Source organism: Caballeronia arvi (genome assembly GCF_001544695.2).
Classification (GTDB): domain Bacteria; phylum Pseudomonadota; class Gammaproteobacteria; order Burkholderiales; family Burkholderiaceae; genus Caballeronia; species Caballeronia arvi.
The window spans coordinates 39,198-61,577 of sequence record NZ_FCOM02000036.1 but is presented as its reverse complement, the minus strand read 5'-3'; the positions used below and the strand labels follow the sequence as shown (position 1 = coordinate 61,577).

Sequence of the window (22,380 nt, the reverse complement as noted above, 5' to 3'; positions counted from 1 at the left end):
TAAAAGGAAGTGGAATGACCGTCTTCATTGGTTATTCGGAACGTTTACGCTTTCTCAATCGCGATCAGTCGCGTTTACAAGGCTTGATCAGCATTGCCTTTGCTTCGCCATCGCGGCGGACTGATCGGTCGTGTGCTCGGCGAGACGGATGAAGATCGTCATCAGGAACGAAGCGGCGAGCAGACCCGACAGAAACAGCAAGCCATGCGTCGCGCTGCCGTCCGCGCCCTTGATATAGCCGATCGCGAACGGACCGACGAAGCCGCCGAGATTGCCCACCGAATTGATCACGGCAATGGAAACCGCCGCGGTCGAGCGCGTGAGGAACAGCGTCGGCAGGGCCCAGAACGGCGACTTGAACGCGTAGAGTCCCGCGAGGCTCAGGCTGATCATCGTGATCGATACATACGGGTTCGTCGTCAGCCCGGCGCCGAGCAGCGCGGCCGCCGCGAGCGCGAGCGGAATCGCCGAATGCAGACGGCGCTCGTTGCGGCGATCGGAGCTACGCGACCACATCACCATGACGATCGTCGCGAACAGATACGGCACCATCGCGATGAGGCCGACCTGCGTGTGACTCAACGTCTTCGAGAAGCCCTTGATGATCTGCGGCATCCAGTAGCCGACGCCGAGACTGCCGCACTGATACACGAAGTAGATGAACGACAGATACAGCACCTTCGGATTGGTCATCGCCTTGAGCGAGCCGAAGTGCTTCGCGCCCGGGCGCGTCTTCGCATCGTTCGCGAGTTGGTTCAGAAGCCAGTCACGCTCTTCGGGCTTGAGCCACTTCGCGTCGGACGGCCTGTCGGTCAGCCACAGGAAGCACAGCACGCCGCCGATCAGCGCGGGCGCGCCTTCGAGCACGAGCATCCAGCGCCAGCCGCTCCAGCCGAACCAGTGGACGTTGTCCATGATCCACGTCGAGAGCGGTGCGCCGATGATGTACGACACCGGAATCGCCGCAGTGAAGAGCGCGACGGTCGTCGCGAGTTCCTTCGCGCGGAACCAGTACGTCAGATAGACGATGATGCCGGGAAAGAAGCCCGCTTCCGCGACGCCCAGCAGAAAGCGCAGCACATACAGTTGCGTCGCGTTCTGCACGAAGGCCGAAATCACCGCGACCACGCCCCACGTGAGCAGGATGCGCGCGATCCACACGCGCGCGCCGTACTTGTTGAGCATCACGTTGCTGGGCACTTCGAAGAGGAAGTAGCCGATGAAGAAGATGCCCGACACGAAGCCGAACGCCTCGCTCGAAAGCGCGAGCTCCTTGTTCATCTGCAGCGCGGCATAGCCGATGTTCGCGCGGTCCAGATACGAAATGATGTAGAGAATGAACACGAACGGAATGATGCGCCAGGCGATCTTGCGGACCAGCGCGCGTTCGTCGATGGGTGTCGATGTTTGCATGATTTCTTCGATGATGAAGTGACGGCTTTACGCGTGATGCGTCGAGAACACCATGCAAACGGGGCTGCCCGATGCGATGGAAAAACCCGTGGGCTCGAGTGCGCCGCTGGCGCTGTCGATCGAAAACGCGACGATGTTGTCGCTGTCCTCGTTCAACGCGTACATGAAGCGGCCATCGGGCGTGCTCGTGATGAAGCGCGGCGTGCGGCCGGAAGTCTGCGTCGCGCCGGCAAAGCTCAAATGTCCGGTCGAAGGATCGACGCGATACACCGCGATGCTGTCGTAACCGCGATTGGACGCATAGACGAAGCGCCCGCTCCTGTCGACTTCGATCTCCGATGCGCGGCTGTTGCCGGTGAACGTGTCGGGCAGCGATGACACGATCTGCAGCGGCTTGAGCGCGCCCGTCGCGGCGTCATAGCCATAGGCCGTCACCGTCGAATCGAGCTCGTTGACGACATACGCATACGCGCCTTTCGGATGGAACGCGATATGGCGCGGTCCGGCCGTCTCGCGCGTGACGACAAACGGCGACGCGGCGGGCGTCAGTTGCCCGTCCTTGAAGCGGAACGAAAACACGCGGTCGAGGCCTTTGTCGGGCACGACGACGAATGCGCCCGTCGGATCGAACGGATTGAAGTGCGGCTTCGCCTGCTTCTGCTCCACGCGATGCGGACCGACCGGCCCTTCCAGCTTGACGAGTTGCGTGAGCGGTTGCAGCGAGCCATCGGCGGCGATCGGCAACACGGCGAGACTCGCGCCGATATGGTTCGACACGACGATATACCGCCCCGTCGGATCGATCGCGAGATGCACCGGGTTCTTGCCTTCGGTGCTCTGCTTGTTGAGGAACGTCAGTTCGCCGGTCGCTTTGTCGACCTTGAACGCGCTGATGTCGCTCAGGTCGCCGTGCACGGTGTAGAGGCGCTCGCCATTCGCCGACAGCGCGAGAAACGACGGATTGACGAGATCCTTCACGAGTTGCACGAACGTGAGCGCGCCCGTTGCGGGATCGACGCGATAGACGCTGATGCCGTCGCCGCGTGCGTTGCGTTCGCGCGTGGTCCGCGATCCGACGTAAGCAAACATGGGTGTTCCTTCCTTCATGTGAGTGTGTTTGTCCGTTTTACCGCTGCTGGCGAAAACCGGCGGCACGACGGCGCCAAGCATGGCCATCGCACCGAGCGATGCCAGCTCCTGTAAGGCTTTTCGACGGCTCGAAACGCTGGTTTTCTCCACGGCTGTCTCCTGGTTTTCGTGATCTGGGTTTGCACTAGATTGCATTTTTACTCATTGAAATGCAAAAATACAGTCATGGAAAACACTAACGCACCCTCAGAAGCCCGATTTAGCGTCGACGGAAAGTCGTATCGCTACGTCGATCTGCCCGCTCTTTTCGGCGAAAAACTGCGCGAACTGCCTGTCGTGTTGCGTCTGTTGCTGGAGAACGTGATCCGCAACAGCGAAGGCGCGGAGCGCGACCGGGGCATCGCAGGCATCCTCGAATGGACGGCGCGCGCGACGAGCGTCGAGGAAGTCGCCTTTCAGCCGAATCGCGTGCTGATGCACGACACGACCAGCACGCCCGCGCTGGTGGATATCGCCGGGATGCGCGACGCGCTCGCCGAAGCCGGCGCCGATCCGTCCGCGCTCAATCCGGTGCTGCCGGTGGATTCGTCGGTGGATCATTCGCTCGCGGTCGAATATTTCGCGAGGCCCGATGCCGCGCCCGAGAATCTCGCGCTCGAACTAAGGCGCAATGCGGAGCGTTACCGATTCCTGCGCTGGGCGTCGCAGGCGCTGACGGGCGTGCGCATCCACCCGCCGGGCACGGGGATCATGCATACGATCAATCTGGAGCAGCTCGCGACCGTCGTGACGGCCGTCGAGCGCAACGGCGAAACGTGGGCGGTGCCGGACACGCTCATCGGCACGGACAGCCACACGCCGATGATCAACGGCATCGGCGTGCTCGGCTGGGGCGTGGGCGGCCTGGAAGCGCAAACGGTCATGTTCGGTATGCCGGTGATGCAGCGCATTCCCGATGTGATCGGCGTGCGGCTCACGGGCGCCTTGCGTGCGGGCGTGCTCGCGACCGATCTCGCGTTGACGGTCACGCAACGGCTGCGCGCGATCGGCGTGTCGGGGGAATTCGTCGAGTTCTTCGGGCCGGGCGTGTCGACATTGACGGCGGGCGATCGCGCGGTCGTCGCGAACATGGCGCCGGAATATGGCGCATCGACCGGCTTCTTTGCCGTCGACGGACATACGCTCGACTATCTGCGCGCGACGAATCGCCCGGAACAATCGATACGTCTCGTCGAAGCGTTCACGCGCGCGGCGGGATTGTGGTTCGATCCGGACAGCGCGCCGCGCTATACGCGGAGCATCGATATCGATCTGTCGGGCATCGGCATGCATATCGCCGGGCCGCGCCGTCCGCAGGATCTGCTCGATTACTCGCAGACGCGCGATGCGCTCGCGACAATCGGCTTCGAACCCGCCGCGAAACATGCGTCGATGCCGAAGCATCCCGTGGCGATCGCCGCGATCACGAGTTGCACGAACACGTCCGATCCGGCGCTTTTGATCGCCGCCGGACTGCTGGCCCGCAAGGCGCGCGCGCTGGGCCTGACCGTGCCGCCGTGGATCAAGACCTCGCTCGGGCCGGGTTCGCCCGCCGCGGCAGCGTATCTGGAGCGCGCGAATCTCATCGGCGATCTGTCGGCGGTCGGCTTCGATATAGTGGGCTATGGCTGCACAACGTGCATCGGCAACTCGGGGCCGCTGACCGCGCCGATCCGCGAAGCGATGGCCGCGAAAAGCGTGTATCCCGTCGCGATGCTGTCCGGCAATCGCAACTTCCCTGGGCGCATTCATCCGGACCTCGATCTCGGCTTCATCATGTCGCCGCCTCTGGTGATCGCCTTTGCGCTCGCGGGGGATGCCCAAGCCGATTTGAGCCGCGACGCGATTCAACATACGCAGGACGGCAAGCCGATTTACTTGCGCGATCTCTGGCCGACACGCGAGGAAGTCACCGCGCTCGTCGCCGCCGCCGCCGATCCGTGCGACTATCCCCGCGCATTCGCGATCGCGAGCCAGAATCCCGCGTGGCACGATCTCGATGCGCCGCACAGCGCGCGCTTTCCGTGGAATCCGCAATCGACCGCGCTGCGCCGGCCGCCGTTCGCGTCGGCGTCAGAGGGCAGCCAGCTCGGACGATACAGCGCGTATCCGCTGCTCGTGCTCGGCGACGACGTCACGACCGACCACATCTCGCCCGCCAGCGCGATTCCCAAGGACAGCTACGTCGCGGATTTCCTCGTCGAACGCGGCGACGATCGCAACGATCTGAACGTGTTCGCCTCGCGCCGCGGCAACTGGGAAGTGATGGTGCGCGCCGCGTTCTACAACAGGACGCTCGTGAACCGGCTGACGCCCGGCATGCCCGTCGCGCATACGCTGCATGTGCCGAGCGGAGACGTGCTGCCGATCTTCGAAGCCGCGCAGCGTTATCGCGACGCGGGCGATGCCGTCGTGCTCGTCGCGGGCGAGCGTTACGGCACGGGTTCGTCGCGCGACTGGGCCGCAAAGGGCCAGCGGCTGCTCGGCATCCGCGCGGTGCTGGCGATGAGCTTCGAGCGCATCCATCGCTCGAATCTGATCGGCATGGGCATCCTGCCGCTGCGCTTCGCTGCTGGCACGGGGCCGGACACGCTCGATCTGCAACCGGGTGATAAGCTCGAAGTCGACGCGCCCGCCGACGCGCTGTCGCCGCGCTGCAAGGTGCCCGTGAGGATCGTGCGCGCGAACGGCAGCGTCGAGCCCGTCGATGCGACGGCGGCCGTGGAAACCCAGCTCGAATGCCGTCTGTTGCGCTCGGGCGGCGTCATCCCGCTGATACTCCGACAACACCTGACGACGCAGGAGGCCTGAGGCAGCCGCCCGCGTCCGGCAGAAGGCACATGAAATGATCGACCGCTCGATTGCGACTCAAATTGTCGAACTCATCAAGAACGAAGGCCTGATGGCCGGCGCGCACTTGCCCGCGCAAATGCTCGCGGACCGCCTGCGCGTGTCGCGCTCGCCCGTCAACGAGGCGCTCGCGCTGCTGCACGAAAAAGGCGTCCTGACGCGCGAGAAGAATCGCGGCTTCTTCGTCGCGAAGCCGGTGATCGAGTCGCTGTCGGATGTCGTCGATGAACTCGGCCTCGCCGAAACCGACATCGTGACGAGCGTGTATTTCCGCATCGCCGAAGACCGGCTGAAAGGCGCGCTGCCCGACGAGTTCTCCGAGCAGATGATCCGCACGCGCTACGGCCTGACGAGCGCGCAGCTCACTGCCGTTTTCACGCGCATTTCGCAGGAAGGCTGGGCCGAACGCAAGCCCGGCTACGGCTGGCAGTTCTCGCCGATGCTGACCACGCCCGACAGCCTGCTGAAGTCGTATCGGCTGCGGCTCGCGCTGGAGCCCGCCGCGCTGCTCGAACCGGGCTATCGGCTGGAGAAGAAAGTGCTGCAACGCTGCCGCGATGTCGAGAAGCGTCTGCTCGCGGGCGGCATCGAAACGGATAGCGCCGATCAGCTTCACGAGCGCGGCGTGCGCTTTCACGAATCGCTCGTCGAGGCATCGGGCAACAGCTTTTTCATCGATACGATCAAGCGCGTGAACCGCGTGCGCCGCCTGCTTTCGTATCGCTCGATGCAGCATCGCGAGCGCTATGCCGAGCACGCGAAGCAGCATCTCGAAGTGCTCGATCTTCTCGAGCGCGACAGGAACGAAGAAGCGTCCGAAGCGATGCGCCAGCATTTGCTGCATACGCTCGACGCGTTGTCGCGCATCAGCCAGATTCTCGAACCCTGAAGACACTCATGACCATCGATCAAACCATTGCACGGGCATTCGCGCCCACGGGCACGCTGCGCGCGTCGATCAATCTAGGCAATCCGATTCTCGCCAACAAGAACCCGGACACCGGCGAACCGTTCGGCGTGTCGGTCGATCTCGCGCGCGCGTTCGCGGAGCATCTCGGCGTCGGACTGGAACTCGTCGTGTTCGACGCGGCGGGCAAATCGGTGCAGGCCGTGAGCGAAGAGTGCGCGGATCTCGGCTTCTTCGCGATCGATCCGTTGCGCGGCGAAACCATCGCGTTCACCGCGCCGTATGTGCTGATCGAAGGCTTCTATCTCGTGCGCGACGAATCGCCGGTCAGGACCAACGCTGATGTCGATCGCGCGAATAACCGCGTCGCCGTCGGCAAGGGCAGCGCCTATGACCTCTTTCTCACGCGCGAGCTGAAGGCGGCGCAAATCGTGCGCGCGCCGACATCGCCGGCCGTGGTGCGGACTTTCATCGACGAAAAACTCGAAGTCGCCGCGGGAGTGAAGCAGCAACTCGAAGCGGATGCGCGCGACATCCCCGGACTGCGCCTGCTCGATGAGCGCTTCATGGTCATCCGTCAGGCGATGGGCGTGCCGAAGAGCCGCGGGCCCGCCGCCGCCGATGTGCTCGCGCAGTTCGTCGAGTCGATGAAGGCGTCCGGTTATGTCGTTGAGTCGCTGAAGCGGCACGGCATCTCTGGTGCGTCGGTTGCGCCGGCCGAATCGGCACCGAACCACAATGTACCTCGGACATATTGATTGCAATGCGACGAGGCGCGATGCGGTCATCTGTCAGCAAGTGCCACCCTTTATTTGTTGGCGCAGCAAGGATCAGAGGTGGCGCCGGGAATTCGGACAGCTCGGTAAGCGGAAAAAGCTGGGGTCCGAGTCGGCCATAAGGGCTGGCAAATAAATCAAAGGTCGACTTGATTCAGTTGTTGACTTGTAATCGACGCATTTTATTTGTTGAGTCGCATCTGCGCTGCAGCATCGATGCATGCGTATTCACGCGACGACCAGCGTTGGGTCTACAAGACCGCATGCAGTGTAGGGCTAAAGGAACTCAGATACCAATATTTGTAAGCGGAAGCTGCGACCTGCGTTGTCGTCCATAATCGTTGTAGGAGAGGGAGAGCCCGCCGTCGGTCATCAGATCGGTGCAAAGAGGCCTCGTCTCCTTTAACGGGCAACCTCGCAATGCAGGGTGTTCAGACCAGCCCGCCATTGACGTGCAACGATTGGCTCGTGATATACCCAGCATCGGGCGAAAGAAGAAACTCGATGGCAGCCGCGACATCGGAGGATTCGCCCATTCGCCCCAATGGAACCCGCAATGCAGTCTGTTGCATCTGTTCCTCCGAAAGCTGGTGTTCGGTCCCGAAGTCTTTTCTAACGAAACCTGGCACCACGCAGTTCACGGTGACGCCGGACTTCGCGAAGTGCAGGGCCAAGCTTTTGACGGCCGTCTCAAGCGCGCCTTTCGACGATGCGGACAGAGGCGCCGAGAACATGTCATTCCGGAATACGTGAGCATTGACGCTGCCCACCGCGACGATGCGGCCGGCAAAAGACTTCGACAGATACGGTCCTGCGGCTTTCGCCAGCGCGAAGAAGCTATAGACATTTCCTTTGAACGCATGGTCGAGGTCAGAGAAGCTGCCCTCTTCGAAGCTTTTCAAGACAGGAAAGCCGGCATTGGCGACGACCGCGTCGAGCTGCCCGAACCGCTCAACAGCTGCGTCGACAAGCTTCTGTGGCGTGGCTTCGACCGTCAGGTCGCCGAGTACCGTCGCCACCTTTGTGCCTTTCGCCTCGACCGCCTTGGCAACATTGTTCAGCAACTTCTCGGATTTTCGGGCGTGAACCACGAGGTTCGATACTTTGCCGGCAAGGCGAGTCGCCATTGCAGCGCCGATCCCTGAGGAAGCTCCGGTGATAAGAATCGTTCTTTTGTCCATCGGCCTGTCCTTCAAACAGCAAGAGAATAAAAAAAGCCCAAGTTGTCGGGCTAGTGTTCGCGTATTTCAAATGCGAACAGCTGAAGTCGTTGGCCGGATTCTGGCCGCCTGCCTCATGCATAGCCATCAGCTACAGGATGGCCAAGCATGCTGTCATGTTCTGGTTCATATATTCAAGGAAACGCCGCTGGAACAGCATGGTGTGCTCATGTGCGAGTGCCTCCGCTGTATCGGCGTCTCGTCTCTCGATGGCGTCGATGATGTCATCATGGTCGCGACCGAGTTGCACCGCTTCAGGATTATTCACCGTGAAGTCGTAGTGGAGATGTGCCAACCGTTGCCCTTCACCGAGCAAGCGCTCGTAGTACCCGACGAAGTACGGATTGTTCGCAGCTTGAGCAATCGCCACGTGCAAGGCCTTGTTTGTTTCCGACATGGCCTGATAGTCACCGCCTGCGATTGCATTCATGTACACCTCGTCTGCTTTGCGAATGGCGAGAACGTCGGCATCGGTTCGGTGCAGCGCGGCAAGCTTGGTCACAGCCCGTTGAATCAAGTCCAGTGCGGAAATGTACTTTGGGAATTCTTTGATTTCAAATGGCGTGACCAGTGTCGTTCGATTGTTCGGGAGGATTGTGACCAGGCCTTCACTTATCAAGCGCGCAAGGGCGTCGCGCACGGGCGAGCGGGAAAGGCCGAACTGCGCTGCTAATGAAACTTCATCGAGCGGCGAGCCCGGCTTCAACTGAAGAGTCAATATCTGCTTACGCAGTTCCTCATAGACGTATCGCCCCCCGTGACGCCGTCCCGCAGTCCCTGTCTCGGCTATGTCCACAATGGCGCCTTCTCCATAGCTATCGTTCGCCCGAAACTTCGAGCGTGCATTGAACGTTGACACTTATACGGCTCCTCTAATCGCGACGGGACTCTTTCACGGTCAACAAGGTTGAGAACCCCAAGGCGCTCAGTCATCAACTCTGACACCGCGCGACGGAGGGTTCCGTCCTCCGTCGCGCGGGAACTGCTTATTTGATGTACCAACCCCACGGCTTGGCACTTTCGTACCGGGTGATTTGCTTTGTCTCGAGGTAGTTGTTGAGACCCCATTCCCCAAGCTCGCGCCCAATGCCGGATTGCTTGTAGCCGCCCCACGGCGCTTCGGTGAATGTCGGCTGGGAACAGTTGATCCACACGATGCCCGCGCGAAGCGCGCGCGCCACTCGCTCGCATCGGGGGATGTCATTCGACATCACCGCAGCAGCAAGTCCGAAACGTGAATTGTTTGCCGAGCGCACGGCTTCGCCCTCGTCATCGAACGGCCGAATGCAGACGACTGGTCCAAAAATCTCCTCGTTCCAGACCCAGCTTTCCTCCGGCACATCTACAAACACGACCGGCTCCATGAAGAAGCCCTTGTTCAGATGCGCGGGGCGACCTCCGCCAGTCACAAGGCGCGCACCTTCCGTCTTTCCCCGCTCGACGGCTTCCTGCACCTTTTCGAATTGGCCTTTGCTGACGATGGGACCGAGCAGCACGCCATCTTCCAAACCATTGCCGATGCTGATTTTCTTCGTCTGCTCCTTCAACCGTTCAAGGAGACGGTCATAGATTCCCCGCTGAACGAGCACGCGCGACGTGGCCGAGCACACTTCACCCTGATTCCAAAAAATGCCGAACATAATCCACTCGACGGCCGCGTCGATGTCGCTGTCGTCGAACACAATGAAAGGCGACTTCCCGCCGAGTTCAAGGCTGACGTTTTTGATGTCGCGGGCGGCCGCTTGCATGATGCGGCTTCCCGTTGGAACACTGCCTGTGAACGCGAGCTTGTCGATATCGGGATGCTCGGAAAGCGGCGCGCCCGCGTCCTTGCCAAGGCCCGTGACAATATTAAGAACGCCGGCCGGCAATTTGGCTGCCACTGCGATGTCGGCAAGCTCAAGCACGGTCAAAGAGGTAAGCTCAGACGGCTTGAGTACCATTGTGCAGCCTGCGGCCAATGCCGGCGCGACTTTCCACGACGCCATCAGCATCGGAAAATTCCACGGAATGATTGCACCCGCCACGCCAACTGGCTCCCTCCGGGCGACGGAGCTAAATCGGTCGTCCGACAGCGCGACCTGAGTCTCGGCGTTCTCGTCAAGCTTCTCGGCGAGATTCGCGTAGAACTCGAAGCAGCCTGCGGCGTCGCCCAAATCCCAGAGCGCTTCCGGAAGAGGCTTACCGTTGTCGCGAACCTCGATTTTCGCCAGTTCCTGAATGCGGTCGCGGATGCCTGCGCCAATCTTTCGAAGTACTGCCGCGCGCTCTGCACCGGTCATGCGTGGCCACGGACCCTCATCGAACGCCTTTCGGGCTGCCCTTACTGCAAGGTCAACATCTTCGGCTGTGGCGGCCGCGACCTTCGCAATGACTTCTTCGGTGCTTGGGTCGATGGATTCGAAGGTCCCGCGCTGAACGGGCGCCACCCAGGCACCATCGATGAAGAGATTCTCGTAAGATTTCATAGTTTAATCGGCCTTCGGTTGACGCGTTTTGATGAGCTTTTCATCGACCGCTTCGAGCCATGTATCGGCGAGCGTGAAGCCAGCCTGGAATCGGTCAGTCGGGTCAACGCCAATTTGCGAGATCCCCGTAATCCAGGCCTGACCGGCGACTACCGGCACCACAGCGTCGAGGCCTCCGACTTTCGTCGTGGACTCGACCCGACTCTCGAACCGTGAACTCGTGATTGACTCGTGGATAAATGTTTCGCCGATGCTGATAAGTCCGCGTGCGTGCAGGACGGCGAGGCGAGCGGATGTCCCGGTGCCGCATGGGGACCTGTCGCATCGACCAGGCGATACCACAACCGTGTTTCGTGCAAAGAGCTTCCCGTTTTCCCGTTGCAGCGGACCGGTAAGCTCGAAGTTGGTGATTCCCTTGATGAATGGGTTCAAGGGGTGCGAAAACGGAAGCTGTTCGGCCGCCGCGGCCTTGACCTGTTGACCAATCTCGCAAATGTCGCGCGCTTCGTCGGGCGTGATTTCGAAGCCGAGCGCCTCAGCCTCGACCAGTACGTAGGTCATCCCACCATACGCCACATCCGCTCTAATGGTGCCAATTCCGGGCACCTCGACATTCGCATCGAGACGCGAGACAAACGCGGGCTGATTGGTGAACTCGACCCGTTTGACCTTACCGTTCTCGCATTCGCAGCGGGCATAGATGAGGCCTGCCGGAGCCTCCAGTACAAGTTCGGTCACCGGTTCCTGCATAGGCAGAATCCCCGTCTCGAGCAGGACTGTCGCAACGCACATGGTGTTGGACCCGGACATCGCAACGTATTCCGTCGATTCGGCAATTACGTAACCCATTTGGGCGCGAGCGTCGGTCGCGGGAAGAATGAAGTTGACGTTGTGATTCACGGACCCACGGGGCTCAAATAGACAAATCTTGCGCAGTGCGTCGCAATGCTCTTCAAGAAACATCATCTTCTCGAACATGGTGCTTCCCGGAACATCAATCAAACCGCCAGTCACGACGTTGCCGACCTCGCCTTCGGCGTGGCAGTTGACCATCGTGAAAGTCTTATTCCAACGCATGAGAACTCCGTGTCCGATTTGCGGCTCAAGGCTGTCCGCGTTGATGACGGTTCAAGCAGAAAACTCACTCAGTGCGAAGCCATGGGCGTACGGCTGCGATTCGTCAACGTAGTGCTCGGAACGGCCAGTGATCCAAGCGCGCCCCTCGACGCTCGGAAGAATTGCGGGAAGTCCACTCTTCAACGTTGTTGTCTCCTCAACTCGCCCAACGAAACAGCTTCCGATCAAGCTTTGATGTCTAAACGCTTGTCCTTTTTGGAGCATGTCGCGCGCGTGACGTTGCGCAACGCGGGCTGAGGTGCCGGTACCGCACGGAGACCGGTCTACAAGACTGTCACCTGCGATAACGACCGCTCTTGCGTCGGCGTCGTGAGAAACAGGTGCTCCGGTCCACATCGTGTGCCTGACGCCGTAAATGCTTGGGTTCTCTGGGTGCACAACGTCGATGGCGGCGTTCACCACGCAATGCATCTGCCGGCCCCACTCCAGCAACTGTTGTGGCGAGAAATTCTCGCAGCCCGGGAAGTTCGACTGCACTTCTACGATGGGATAGAAGTTGCCACCGTATGCGATGTCGACCGTGAGCCTTCCAAAATGTGGATGAACGACTTCAACGTCTCTATGCAAAAGGAAGCTCGGCACGTTAGTGAAGCGTACCGACGCCACTCGCGCCCCATCCATTTCATAGTGCGCTTTGAGCCTTCCAGCGGGGACGTCAACAAGTACCGTGCCCGTGGTCTTCGGTCGTACGAGGCCAGCTTCGATGGCAAAGGAAACAGAGCCAATCGAAGCATGACCGCACATTGGGAGGCAGCCAGAGGTCTCAATGAACAACAAGCTCATGTCCGCATCACTTGATAGCGGTGGATAGAGGAGCGTTCCAGACATGTGCGAATGACCTCGGGGCTCCAGCATGAGCGCGCGACGTATCCAATCGTGACGTTCGATGAATGTTTTGCGGCACTCTTCCATCGTCGCTCCCGCAAGGGCCGGTGCGCCACCCACAACCATTCGAACGGGCATACCCTCCGTATGCCCCTCGATGCACTTATACCTTTGTCTGCTCATTTCACGTCCGGTGAAGTCGATGCCCAAGCGAACCGAACCGCTCGAGCGTGTCACATTACTTGTATGGCAGGATTGCACCGCTTCCAAGACCGCTCGGAACTCCGCTTTCGCCGTCGGTGAGCGGCGGCAAAGGCATCGCACTGCGCGCTTGCGACGGAATTGATTAGTAAGCGAAGCGCTTCAGGAAACGTGATTCGACAAGACCAACGAGGCGGGTCAACGGGAACGCGACGAGGAAATAGATGATTGCGACCGCGGTCAAGAACTCGACGGGCTTTGCGGTCGCGTTCGAGATGCTCTGTCCTACGAACATCAGGTCGGCGACGCCAACTGATGAAATCAGCGCGCTCTCTTTGAAAAGACTAACCACGTTAGAGAGGAGCGGCGGAATCGCACGCAGCAAAGCCTGAGGAAATATGACATACAGGATTTTTGCCTGTGGCGGCAAGCTCAATGCAATACAAGCATCGTGCTGCTCGCCTGAAATCGACTTGAGTGCGCCCCGGAACGTCTCACACGTAATCGCGCCCATGTAAAGCGTAAGGGAGATGACCACAGAAGCATACGGTGGGATGGCAATGCGAAAAACCACCGGGAAGCAAAAGAATACCCAGAAAAGTTGAATCAGGAGTGGCGTGCCACGGAAGAACTGCACATAGAACGAAGTGATCCCTTGAACAATGCGATTTGGTGATATCCGCAGAAGGGCTACCGTGAATCCAAGAAGGCTACCCAGGACGGCGCAGCTACTTGTGAATGCGATAGTAATTCCCAACCCTTTTAGCAAAATGAGCCAGTAAGGGAACACCGAAGTTATATCGAAGCTCATATTAGCACCTCAACGACTGACGACCGCGTCCTGGCGACGCTCGACGATGTGAACCAGTTTAGCGATGGGCAGAGACAGAGCGAAGTAAATAAGGGCAACAATCGAGTAGGTCTCGAGGGGCCGGTAGGCTTCAGTTGCGAGGCTTTTACCGACGTACATTAAATCGGCGACCGCGACGATTGCAACCAGCGCGCTTTGCTGCAACGTTCCGATTCCATTGGTCATCAGTACCGGCATTGCGCTACGCAACGCTTGGGGCAGCACAACGTAAATAGTGCGTTGCCAGGGACGCAATCCTAGAGCCACGCAAGCGTCGAGGTGCTCTTTTGGCACGGCCTGGACACCGGCACGATAAGCCTCTGCGTTGAAAGCGGTAAGATTAAGGCCAAGAGCCAGAACGCCCATCGTGATTGGGTCGATGAACACGTCAAGCAGCATCGGAATGCAGTAGAAGAACCAGACGATCTGCAGGAGCGCGGGAGTGCATCGGAAGAACTCGATGAACAGCTGGGCTGGAAGCCGTACGAGAGCTATACCGCTCATTGCAAGCAGGCACAGCAAAAACCCGAAAATGACGCCGATGATGTTCGCCGCAATCGCAAGCTCGAGCGTGACACGAAGACCTGAGAGAAGCGGACCGACACTGCCTGCGAGGAAGCTGAAGTCGAAGTGATAGTTCATGGCTGCGGTCCTCAATCCAGATGAAGGACTTTTTCGAGGAATTCGCGTGTGCGCGCTTCCTTCGGCGACTTGAACATCTGCGCGGGAGCGCCTTGCTCGACCACCTTCCCCGCGGCGCAGAACACCACCCGAGTGCCGATGTCGCGCGCGAAGTGCATGTCATGAGTCACGATAATCATGGCCATTTTCTGTTCGGCCAACTGGAGCATCACGTTCTGCACTTCTACGACCATCTCCGGGTCGAGCGCACTTGTTACCTCGTCAAACAACATCAGCTTCGGCTCAAGCATGAGCGCGCGTGCGATGGCAACCCGCTGCTTCTGGCCACCCGACAGTTGACTCGGGTATGCGTGGAGCTTGCTCTCAAGGCCCAGGCGAGCCAAGTACATGCGCGCACGTTCCGTCGCCTCAGCCTTGCTGAGACCAGCGGTCTTCATCGGCGCGAGGACGAGGTTGCCAAGTACTGAAAGATGCGGAAAGAGCGTGTAATGCTGGAACACCATCCCAATCTGCTTCTGAAGGCGCGTGTCGATGCGCTTGCCGCCGCTCTTCTCACCGCGGATATAGGGTTGGCCTTGAAACCCGATTTCTCCGGATTGGAAGCCTTCAAGGCCCATCATCACTCGGAGCAGCGAGCTCTTACCGCTGCCGCTCGGACCGATGATGACAAGGCGGTCATCAGCTCGCATATCGAGGTCCATGTGGTCCATGACCACAAGGTGTTCGCCGTATGCCTTATATACCTGGCGAAACTGGACAAAGTCGCCGGTCGTTTGAATAGGGAGGTCAACGACAGAGGATTGTCGGTCAGTGTTAAGTGCCATGGTCTGAGATGACAACATTGATAAATCTCCAGGAATCGTCCGTGGGCGTGTCGAGCGAAGTTGGGTTGCAGCGCTGCCAACCTTCAACTGCGCGTTCAAGGGAAATCGCTCACCTGACGAGCAGTACCAGAGCTAGGCGCCGAATGGGCCTGACACAAGGAAAAACGGGCCGCACCCGCGGTAGTTTGCAGGGTGAAACGTGCGAAGTTCGATTGGTCCCCGAAGCTTCGGGGACCGAACGCAGCTCGTTCGCATTAAACGGGGCTTTTCTACAAAAATCAGTCGGGTGATTACACCATCGACGCTTCCCAAAGCTTACTTACCGGCTGCCGTCATCATCGTCTTCACAGAGGATTTAACGAGGCTGTCTACGTTCCCGGACTTGACCTGTTGGTCGATAAAGGCATTGAGAACTTTTAGGTCCGCTTCACTGGTGTCCTTGCGCACACCGAATGCGACTTCCTGCTGAGCAACAGCAGGATTAGGTTGGATGGCCGCTGCCCATTCAGGGTGAGATTCCGTCAGGAGCATGTTAGTGATGTTGGCATCGGCCAGGAGGTCCGCACGCTTGGACATGAGAGCCATACGCGTGTCGTCATTCGTGGGCAGCCGCATGATTGTGGCTTGCTTGAGAAGCGCACTGATTGCCTTATCCTGCGCCGAGCCAGACATGACCGCCACTGATACACCGGGCTTGTCGAAATCAGCAACCGCCTTGGTACCTTTGGGGATTTTCGGATTGTTCTTGTTGTAGGCAAACGAGACGTTATAGGGCGTCACCGGAATCGAAAACGAAATCGCTTTTTCGCGTTCCGGGGTGTCATTCAGAGCCATCGACAAGTCCCACTTGTCCGACTGAAGTCCGGCGACGATGTTGTCCCAATTCGTGTCTACAAACTCAACCTTGACCTTCAATACCTTCTCGCCGAAATCCTTGCAGAGTTCCGAGAAGAAGCCACTATAGGCTCCGGTTTTCGGGTCACGCATTACGTAGGGAGGAGCGAGAGCAGCTCCGCAACGCAATACACCAGCCTTTTTGACGCTTTGCCATGCGCTCGTGTCTTCAGCACGAGCAACCGTGCCAGTCGCGATAAAACCTGTTGCAAGGCCCACCGCGAGAGCGGCGCGAGAAAAGCGGAACAAACGAAGCATGGTCATCTCCGGTGAATAATGGAACCTAGGTGCTTAGCGCACAGGACTGCGCATCTGAGTGTGTGCAAGTATGTATGCAGTCTAGGCGGCCAAAAAGCCGGCTGTCAACTAGGCGATTGCCCTACCTGCGGCGAGATTACGGTAAGTGAACGCTGCAATGTGGACCAGCGAGCGCGATGCGGGGTGCGTGGCGCGCATTGGCGGGCGGGCCCCTTGTCGCATTGCCTAAGGCATTTCAAAAACTTCCCACATCGTTGTACGAAGAATTTCCTCAGACAAACGCAGGCCGGGAAGACTCGCTGCACCAAGCCCTGCCGGACGCCGGTCGAGTGAATGCGGCAAAAACACAGAACGCCCCGATACTCAGGGAATGCCCCATTGACCGCTAGCCCCTTAGCCTCTTAGGATGTATGCAACGCCGCACACCATTCGGAACGCAACCATGTGTAATACGAAGTTTGGCGCTTGCTAGGACCGCATGCGTGCTTCAGGCGACGACTAGAACCAAGTTCGTGCTGGGCACCCTTCCCGAGGAGTTCTTGAATGTTTCGTCGGAATGTTTTGAATCTCGCGGTGCTCTCCGCGTGTGCGTGCTTTGCCGTTAGCGCTTGCGCGGAAGGCACGAGTACCGTGAAGATCGGGTTTGCCGGACCGCTTACCGGCTTTTCAGCACAGTGGGGAAAGGACGAAGAAAATGCGGTTCGCGTTGCGGTGGACGACGCCAACAAGGCGGGTTTGGTCATCGGCGGCAAGAAGGTTCAATTCGAGGTCGACGCCCAGGACGACGCGGCCGACCCTAAAACTGCCGTATTGGTCGCACAGAAATTCGTTGACGATGAGGTTGCTGGCATCGTAGGACATCACAACTCAGGTTGCTGGAATGCGGCAGCTCCGATTTATTCGAAGGCAGGAATACCGACAGTTTCGCCCGCGGCCAGTTCGCCACAGATTACCGCACAGGGCTACAAGACGGTATTCCGCACGATCAACAATGATGACCAGATGGCGAAGCTTGCGGCCGACTACAGCGTCAAAAAGCTCGGTGCCAAACGTATCGCGACAATCGACGACAGCACGGACTACGGTTCAAACTTTGCGACGGAACTAGGCAAAGCCATCAAGGCCGACGGCGGCGACGTCGTAAGCCGCCAGTACACCGACACGAAATCCGTCGACTTTCGAGGCGTCCTTACTCAAATCAAAGGTCAAAATCCGGACCTTATCATTTACATTGGAAGCTACGGTCAAGCTGCCGCCTTGGTCAAACAAGTGCGGCAGCTCGGCATCACTGCGAAGTTTATGGGCGAAGGTGGCTTCACGAATGATAGCTTTCTCAAGCTTGCAGGTGACGGCGCAAAAGGAATGTATAGCTGGGAATATGGCCTGCCTCTTTCCCGCATGCCGCGCGCCGCTGAGCTCGACACCAAGTTGAAAGCGAAGTTCGGTACTGGAATCGTCCAATTTGCGCCGCAAGCCTACGATGCTACGTGGGCAATCATCAACGCGATGAAGAAAGCCGACTCTACGGACCCGAAGAAGTATCTTTCCGCGCTTCAAGCCAACAGTTTCGACGGCATTATCGGCAAAATTGCTTTCCAAAAAAATGGTGACCTGGCTGTCGCGAATGCATCGCTGTTCCAGGAGCAAGGTGGCAAGTGGGCGATACTTGACACAACCCAGGGCGGAAGCGCGCGCGCGGACAAGTAACTCGTCGGTTATTAGGTAGAACGCTCGCGGCCTCTAACTGCGGGCGTTTTTGCGTTTGCCGCTGCCGTTTGAGCCGAGTGCAAGCCGCGGGGATTCTGAATCAGACGCACTCATGCGCAAACCACTCCCAAAGTCAGCGAGTGATCATATGAATCGTTCTTTTAAAGGGAGGTCGTTGGTCGATGGCGTTGCGAGTGCCGACCTCCTCTACTCCGACGTTCCGCTCAGTTTCATGGGCGGAGTGGACCCTGCGACCGGTGTCGTGACGGATACGCATCACCCGCTGCGAGGTCAAAGCGCCAAAGGGAAAATCCTCGCCATCCCAAGTGGCCGCGGGTCCTGTGCCGGCAGCGGCGTCCTCTTTGAACTGCTTCTGGGAGAAGCGGCTCCGGCTGGTCTCGTGTTCGCACACGAAGAAACAATCCTGACTCTGGGCACCATCATCGCGGAGGAGTTGTTCGGGAAATCGATTCCCCTCATCAACCTTGGCGACAACTTCCAGCAGCTCTCGAGCGTTGCATTCGCGACAATGCGCGGAAACGAGGTGCTCATCGGCAGGGATAAAGCTGAGAGCTGGGACGCTCAAGGATTGGAGCCTGTCGACATTGCGGTCGGAGATTTCAGCTTAACCGCCAAGGACAGGGGAATGCTCGAGGGCGAGCACGGACCGGCGCCGCGCGCGGCTATGCGCGTCGTTCTTCGCGCTGCGATGCTCGAAGGAGCGAAAGACCTCATCGACGTCACTCAAGCTCATATTGATGGCTGCTTCTACACGGGTCCGGGTAGCCTCCAATTCGTTCGCAAGCTGTGTGAGTTGGGCGCACAGGTCAGCGTGCCTTCATCGATGAATGCGATTTCCGTTGATGAACGTTTGTGGCGCAAGCAAGGTGTGGATGAAACATTCGGCGAGGCGGCGATGGAAGTTGCCGAGTCCTACGCCAAGATGGGTGTGAAGCGGACCTTCACTTGTGCGCCCTATCTGCTCGACACCGCGCCCAAGTTCGGCGACCAGATTGTGTGGGCCGAGTCGAATGCGGTGGTGTACGCAAACAGCGTGATCGGCGCACGCACGATGAAGTATCCCGACTACCTCGACATCTGCATAGCGATTACAGGACGTGCTCCGAACATGGACTGCCATGTGGAGAAGAACCGCGCGGCCACGGTCGTATTCAACGTCCCCGCGGACATCTCCCGAATCGACGACTCCTTCTACCCGGCCTTGGGCTATCTGATTGGTCACATGGCGCCAAATGACATTCCGCTGATTTGCGGCCTTCAGGGCGCGGGCGTCACCCTCGATGACCTGAAGGCTCTCGGCGCTGCCTTCGCCACGACCTCCGCCGCACCGATGTTTCATATTCTTGGCGTTACCGCTGAAGCGAAAACGGCCGAACAGGCGTTGGGCCAGACGACACCTGCGCGACAGGTTGAGCTCTCAATGGACGATATGCGTAAAGCGTGGTCAGAGCTGAACTCTGCCGCGTCAGACCATGTCGACTATGTCGCGTTGGGCAATCCGCATTTTTCGTTGACGGAATGCGGCCGACTCGCCGAGCTTTGCCAGACGAAAGGCCGAAAGGCCGTCGTGCCGATTACGGTAACGTGTGGCCGCGACGTCTACGCACGCGCAGCCGAAGCCGGCATCATCGAGAAGTTGAAAGATTTTGGCGTTCAGTTCATCAACGACACCTGCTGGTGCCTAATTGGCGAACCGGTTATCCCGCCGGCAGCCGTCAATCTCATGACGAACTCGGCCAAGTACGCGCACTATGGTCCAGTTGCAACGGGGAAAGGATTGCACTTCCGGAGCCTCGCAGACTGCGTCGATGCAGCTTGCACAGGGAAGGCGAAGGCTATGCCGGCGTGGTTAGCATAGAGGTTCGGCCCGGTGCCTGAACGTCATCCGCAACTTCCCACTCCGATGTAGGATAGTTCGGGCGCAGCTTTTCGCAGTGCGCTGAGCAGCCGTACCTCAAAAGGGCCTGTCGAAGAAAGCGGGCGCGACGCACTCGACTCGTTCACGACGAAACGCTCATCGACTCCGTCATGTTCTGACGCATGTAATCAAGGAAGCGCTTCTGGAACAACATTGTGTGCTCGTGGGCAAGCTGCTCTGCTGCATCGGCATCCTTGCGCTCGATAGCCGCGATGAGTTCCTCGTGGTCACGGCCAAGTTTGTTTGCACTTGGCGAAGTTACCGTAAAGTCGAAGTGCAAATGCGACAGACGCTGCCCTTCGCCGAGAAGCCGTTCGTAGTATCCGACGAAATATGGATTGTTCGCCGCATGAGCGATGGCCATATGGAACGCTTTGTTCGTTTCCGACATCTCCTGGAAGTCGCCACCGACTACTGCATTCATGTACACCTTGTCAGCCTGCTGAATCTTGACCAGGTCCGCCTCCGACCGATGGGTCGCTGCCAAACGGGAGACTGCCCGCTGGATGAGGTCGAGCGCTGAGATGTATTTGGGAAACTCTTCAATCTCGAACGGTGTGACCAAGGTGGTCCGATTGGGAAGAATCGTGACCAGCCCTTCGCTGATTAAGCGTGCAAGTGCGTCGCGTACCGGTGAGCGCGAAAGGCCGAACTGCGTCGCAAGAGAAATCTCGTCCAACTGAGCGCCAGGTTTCAGCTTCAGCGTCAGTATCTGCTTTCGCAATTCTTCGTAAATGTAACGTCCGCCGTGTCGGCGGACTACAGTTTCCGTTTCAGCCGTCTCTCGAGCCATTCTCTCACCACTTTCCAATGAGTCGCACAAACGCGGACTCGCGCATCTGAGTTTATCATTGTGCGCGAGTCCTGGTCGTGAGCGGCCCTTGAGCGACAAGGCGCACCATCGCGAAATTTGCCGGCGCCGACTAGTACGCCCTACCCCGGGATGGCCTCGAGTCAGAACTTGTGCCGAAGTGCCGCTCGCAGGACAAACTGGTTCGTCGTGGACGAGACGTCGGCGGCACCAGGCACGTAGGCGACGTCCAACACTGAGCCGGTCTTGTCCCCAGCAGCGTGTTGGTAAGCCCCTTGCAGGTAGACGTCGGTCCGCTTGGACAGGTTGTAGTCGAGCATCAACCCCGCTGAGTGGAACGAGGGGTGCGATTGTCCGCTGCTCGCATTGAAGCTCGTGCGAGTGTACGTGTACATCGCGCCAGCGAAGAGCGCAGGGGTGAATTGGTACTTCGCGTTCACTTCAAAGTTGTTGAAGCGCAGCGAGGACAGCGCTGCCCCTCCGCCGGGCGTGATTGGACCGACATACCCGGAACTGACAGGTTGGGTAATGTACGAATTCGTATATGCGAAACCTAGCGTCGTAGCGCCTAGCGTGTAGTTAACGCCGGCGCCAAACACCTGCAGCCTGTTTGCCACGAAATTCTCGTCACCACCGTTATTGATTGCGCCAAATGAAGTGGCAGACGGGTTGTTCGCTTGCAAGTATGCCGCCGCGAACAGCAGGCCGCCCGTTGCGTATTGCATACCAACGCTGTACTGGCGATTGTTCGCAAAGTTCGTGTCATTGCTGAAGCTGTAGGTGCCCCCGAACTGCAGCCCCACGAAGGTCGGGCTCGTGTACTTCACAGTGTTGTTCACACGGAAGGTATTGTCCGTGTTGTCATTGTCGTACGGGTGTGAAAACAAGTACCCGCCCCAGTTGCCGTTCGCCGTCGTCGGTGCGAGGTAATCGACTAGCGAGTCGTACTGTCGACCAACGGTGACCGTGCCGAGGCTTCCGCTGCTCACGCCTACATATGCTTGACGCCCGAAACCAAGTCCGCCTTGAGCAAGGCGGCCGTTGTTGACGTCGAAACCGCTCTCAATCTGAAATACCGCTTTCAAACCGCCGCCGAGGTCCTCGGTGCCCTTCAGGCCCCAGCGACTGCCCCTGCACGTCGCCGCTTTGCATCTTGTAGGCCTTGCTTCCCTGGGCGTTATTGGTGAAATCAAGGCCTTCATCGATGATGCCGTACAGGGTCACGCTGCTTTGCGCGAAAGCCGGGAGTGCGACCGCTGCCAGGCATCCCGCCAAAATGGTTCTTTTCATTAGTATTCCGTAGTACGTTGGAAGAAAACTGGTTTTCGCTTTTAGACTCTTTCGTGTCCGGTTTAGCATGACGTACCGGAGGGTGTGCGAGGCCAGGGTTAAAGGCGTTAAGACCTGCTACGCACAATTGCAATTCTTGTTGTGTGCATGGTTGTATGCATGATACGAGACCAAATTTTGGTGTCAACTAGGCAGTCACCCTAGTGTCGCGTAACGTACGCGCGCCTCGCCCAGCGAGGA

17 protein-coding genes and 1 pseudogene are annotated in these 22,380 nt (G+C 58.9%); 5 read left to right on the top strand and 13 right to left on the bottom strand.

Annotated features, from left to right (window positions below; all coding sequences use genetic code 11):
- Positions 1–87: 87 nt before the first annotated feature.
- Complete coding sequence (locus AWB74_RS29395; protein WP_061150156.1) at positions 88–1,413, bottom strand: MFS transporter; 1,326 nt, start codon at positions 1,411–1,413, stop codon at positions 88–90.
- Positions 1,414–1,440: 27 nt separating this feature from the next.
- Positions 1,441–2,502 carry a lactonase family protein gene (locus tag AWB74_RS29390; RefSeq protein WP_061150180.1) on the bottom strand — a complete coding sequence of 354 codons (1,062 nt, stop codon included), beginning with the start codon at positions 2,500–2,502 and terminating at the stop codon, positions 1,441–1,443.
- A gap of 225 nt (positions 2,503–2,727) precedes the next feature.
- Here AWB74_RS29390 and acnA point away from each other — a divergent pair, with 225 nt between their 5' ends.
- From acnA to AWB74_RS29375, 3 genes are read left to right on the top strand one after another with little or no spacing between them, the layout of a single operon-like run.
- On the top strand, positions 2,728–5,352 hold the full coding sequence (acnA, locus tag AWB74_RS29385) for an aconitate hydratase AcnA (protein WP_061150155.1): 2,625 nt from the start codon (positions 2,728–2,730) through the stop codon (positions 5,350–5,352).
- 34 nt (positions 5,353–5,386) lie between these two features.
- Positions 5,387–6,280 carry a GntR family transcriptional regulator gene (locus AWB74_RS29380; RefSeq protein ID WP_061150154.1) on the top strand — a complete coding sequence of 298 codons (894 nt, stop codon included), beginning with the start codon at positions 5,387–5,389 and terminating at the stop codon, positions 6,278–6,280.
- Positions 6,281–6,288: 8 nt separating this feature from the next.
- Entirely contained in the window at positions 6,289–7,056 is a 768-nt protein-coding gene (locus AWB74_RS29375; RefSeq protein ID WP_061150153.1) for an ABC transporter substrate-binding protein, read from the top strand.
- Between the two features lie 449 nt (positions 7,057–7,505).
- Here AWB74_RS29375 and AWB74_RS29370 read toward each other — a convergent pair whose 3' ends face one another.
- The 9 genes from AWB74_RS29370 to AWB74_RS29330 all read right to left on the bottom strand — a co-directional run bounded on the left by AWB74_RS29370 (position 7,506) and on the right by AWB74_RS29330 (position 16,393).
- The gene (locus tag AWB74_RS29370; protein WP_061150152.1) at positions 7,506–8,255 is read right to left on the bottom strand and encodes an SDR family NAD(P)-dependent oxidoreductase; all 750 of its coding nucleotides are present in this window, start codon (positions 8,253–8,255) and stop codon (positions 7,506–7,508) included.
- A 130-nt stretch (positions 8,256–8,385) separates the two neighbouring features.
- Positions 8,386–9,153, bottom strand: coding sequence for a GntR family transcriptional regulator (locus AWB74_RS29365; RefSeq protein WP_235024717.1), 768 nt, complete (start codon positions 9,151–9,153; stop codon positions 8,386–8,388).
- Between the two features lie 127 nt (positions 9,154–9,280).
- Positions 9,281–10,762, bottom strand: coding sequence for an aldehyde dehydrogenase family protein (locus AWB74_RS29360; RefSeq protein WP_061150151.1), 1,482 nt, complete (start codon positions 10,760–10,762; stop codon positions 9,281–9,283).
- Positions 10,763–10,765: 3 nt separating this feature from the next.
- Entirely contained in the window at positions 10,766–11,839 is a 1,074-nt protein-coding gene (locus AWB74_RS29355) for a proline racemase family protein (protein ID WP_061150150.1), read from the bottom strand.
- A gap of 51 nt (positions 11,840–11,890) precedes the next feature.
- Positions 11,891–12,907: a 4-hydroxyproline epimerase gene (locus AWB74_RS29350; protein ID WP_061150149.1), complete on the bottom strand. Its 1,017-nt coding sequence runs from the start codon at positions 12,905–12,907 to the stop codon at positions 11,891–11,893.
- 163 nt (positions 12,908–13,070) lie between these two features.
- Positions 13,071–13,736, bottom strand: a complete 666-nt coding sequence (locus AWB74_RS29345) for an amino acid ABC transporter permease (protein ID WP_061150148.1) — start codon at positions 13,734–13,736, stop codon at positions 13,071–13,073.
- 9 nt (positions 13,737–13,745) lie between these two features.
- On the bottom strand, positions 13,746–14,417 hold the full coding sequence (locus AWB74_RS29340) for an amino acid ABC transporter permease (protein ID WP_061150147.1): 672 nt from the start codon (positions 14,415–14,417) through the stop codon (positions 13,746–13,748).
- A gap of 11 nt (positions 14,418–14,428) precedes the next feature.
- Positions 14,429–15,259 carry an amino acid ABC transporter ATP-binding protein gene (locus AWB74_RS29335; protein ID WP_061150146.1) on the bottom strand — a complete coding sequence of 277 codons (831 nt, stop codon included), beginning with the start codon at positions 15,257–15,259 and terminating at the stop codon, positions 14,429–14,431.
- Positions 15,260–15,556: 297 nt separating this feature from the next.
- Complete coding sequence (locus AWB74_RS29330; RefSeq protein WP_061150178.1) at positions 15,557–16,393, bottom strand: substrate-binding periplasmic protein; 837 nt, start codon at positions 16,391–16,393, stop codon at positions 15,557–15,559.
- A 543-nt stretch (positions 16,394–16,936) separates the two neighbouring features.
- On the opposite strand from AWB74_RS29330, the gene AWB74_RS29325 reads away from it, so the two are divergent.
- Both AWB74_RS29325 and lhpI read left to right on the top strand, forming a co-directional pair.
- Positions 16,937–18,100: a branched-chain amino acid ABC transporter substrate-binding protein gene (locus AWB74_RS29325; RefSeq protein ID WP_061150145.1), complete on the top strand. Its 1,164-nt coding sequence runs from the start codon at positions 16,937–16,939 to the stop codon at positions 18,098–18,100.
- Positions 18,101–18,248: 148 nt separating this feature from the next.
- The gene (gene lhpI / locus AWB74_RS29320) at positions 18,249–19,979 is read left to right on the top strand and encodes a cis-3-hydroxy-L-proline dehydratase (protein ID WP_061150144.1); all 1,731 of its coding nucleotides are present in this window, start codon (positions 18,249–18,251) and stop codon (positions 19,977–19,979) included.
- A gap of 142 nt (positions 19,980–20,121) precedes the next feature.
- Here lhpI and AWB74_RS29315 read toward each other — a convergent pair whose 3' ends face one another.
- On the bottom strand, positions 20,122–20,832 hold the full coding sequence (locus AWB74_RS29315) for a GntR family transcriptional regulator (protein ID WP_061150143.1): 711 nt from the start codon (positions 20,830–20,832) through the stop codon (positions 20,122–20,124).
- A gap of 161 nt (positions 20,833–20,993) precedes the next feature.
- Positions 20,994–22,140: pseudogene (locus AWB74_RS29310) on the bottom strand (porin).
- Between the last annotated feature and the right edge of the window lie 240 nt (positions 22,141–22,380).

Bases quoted from the DNA above. Each gene is read 5' to 3' on its own strand.
- AWB74_RS29390 (WP_061150180.1), bottom strand. From the start codon at position 2,502: ATGTTTGCTTACGTCGGATCGCGGACCACGCGCGAACGCAACGCACGC.
- AWB74_RS29360 (WP_061150151.1), bottom strand. From the start codon at position 10,762: ATGAAATCTTACGAGAATCTCTTCATCGATGGTGCCTGGGTGGCGCCC.
- acnA (WP_061150155.1), top strand. From the start codon at position 2,728: ATGGAAAACACTAACGCACCCTCAGAAGCCCGATTTAGCGTCGACGGA.
- AWB74_RS29330 (WP_061150178.1), bottom strand. From the start codon at position 16,393: ATGCTTCGTTTGTTCCGCTTTTCTCGCGCCGCTCTCGCGGTGGGCCTT.
- lhpI (WP_061150144.1), top strand. From the start codon at position 18,249: ATGAATCGTTCTTTTAAAGGGAGGTCGTTGGTCGATGGCGTTGCGAGT.
- AWB74_RS29380 (WP_061150154.1), top strand. From the start codon at position 5,387: ATGATCGACCGCTCGATTGCGACTCAAATTGTCGAACTCATCAAGAAC.
- AWB74_RS29375 (WP_061150153.1), top strand. From the start codon at position 6,289: ATGACCATCGATCAAACCATTGCACGGGCATTCGCGCCCACGGGCACG.
- AWB74_RS29335 (WP_061150146.1), bottom strand. From the start codon at position 15,259: ATGTTGTCATCTCAGACCATGGCACTTAACACTGACCGACAATCCTCT.
- AWB74_RS29325 (WP_061150145.1), top strand. From the start codon at position 16,937: ATGTTTCGTCGGAATGTTTTGAATCTCGCGGTGCTCTCCGCGTGTGCG.
- AWB74_RS29340 (WP_061150147.1), bottom strand. From the start codon at position 14,417: ATGAACTATCACTTCGACTTCAGCTTCCTCGCAGGCAGTGTCGGTCCG.
- AWB74_RS29395 (WP_061150156.1), bottom strand. From the start codon at position 1,413: ATGCAAACATCGACACCCATCGACGAACGCGCGCTGGTCCGCAAGATC.
- AWB74_RS29315 (WP_061150143.1), bottom strand. From the start codon at position 20,832: ATGGCTCGAGAGACGGCTGAAACGGAAACTGTAGTCCGCCGACACGGC.
- AWB74_RS29370 (WP_061150152.1), bottom strand. From the start codon at position 8,255: ATGGACAAAAGAACGATTCTTATCACCGGAGCTTCCTCAGGGATCGGC.
- AWB74_RS29350 (WP_061150149.1), bottom strand. From the start codon at position 12,907: ATGAGCAGACAAAGGTATAAGTGCATCGAGGGGCATACGGAGGGTATG.
- AWB74_RS29345 (WP_061150148.1), bottom strand. From the start codon at position 13,736: ATGAGCTTCGATATAACTTCGGTGTTCCCTTACTGGCTCATTTTGCTA.
- AWB74_RS29355 (WP_061150150.1), bottom strand. From the start codon at position 11,839: ATGCGTTGGAATAAGACTTTCACGATGGTCAACTGCCACGCCGAAGGC.